An 833-nucleotide genomic window follows, 5' to 3' on the forward strand; every position below is an offset into this window, starting at 1 on the left:
CGCCGATGCTCAACGAGTTCGGCAAGCTGATCGGCGACTTCACCATCGCCAAGGCGGCAGAAGACCGCTTCATGATCTGGGGCTCTTCGGCGGCGCAGAAATACCACATGCGCTGGTTCGAGAAGCACCTGCCGAAGGACGGAACGGTGCGCATCCACCGCTTCGACCAGACGCTGGTCGGCCTGTCGATCGCCGGGCCGAAATCACGGGACCTGCTGCAGAAACTGGTCGATGTCGACGTCTCGACAAAAGCCTTCCGTTTCATGGATTTCCGCGAGATGGCTGTTGGCGGGGCGCCCTGCATGGTCAACCGCATCACCTACACCGGCGACCTCGGCTATGAAATCTGGATGGCGCCGGCCTACGAACGCCTGGTTTACAAAGCAATCAAGGACGCCGGCGAGGAATTCGGCCTTGTCGATTTCGGCATGCGCGCTCTGCTCTCCATGCGCCTCGAAAAGAACTTTCCGACCTGGTTCCGCGAGTTGCGGCCGATCTATGGACCGTTCGAAGGCGCGATGGACCGCTTCATCAAGCTCGAGAAGAATGACTTCATCGGCCGCGAGGCCGCCGCCAAGGAACAGGCCGAGGGGCCAAAGCTGCGCCGCGTCTCCTTCATCGTCGATGCCGCCGACGCCGATGTCATGGGCGACGAGCCGATCTGGGCCAAGGTCAGCAAGGACTACGGCACGGTGGAAAAGCCGCATGGCTATGGCGCGCCGCGCTTCGACAAGGGCGGCAAGGAAATACGTGGCTCCAAGGCTGCCGAAGGCGCATCCGCCGTGCGCGGCATCGTCGACGGCGACTGGCGCGTGGTCGGCTGGGTCACATCG

Annotated in this window: 1 protein-coding gene; it reads left to right on the forward strand. The window is 62.8% G+C overall.

Going from position 1 to position 833, the window contains the following annotated elements; genetic code table 11:
- Window positions 1-833: aminomethyltransferase family protein (locus tag EN991_RS38160; RefSeq protein ID WP_164769755.1), on the forward strand; the 833-nt coding region annotated here is incomplete at both ends.

This window comes from Mesorhizobium sp. M7A.F.Ca.US.005.03.2.1 (genome assembly GCF_003997795.1).
Lineage (GTDB): Bacteria > Pseudomonadota > Alphaproteobacteria > Rhizobiales > Rhizobiaceae > Mesorhizobium > Mesorhizobium ciceri.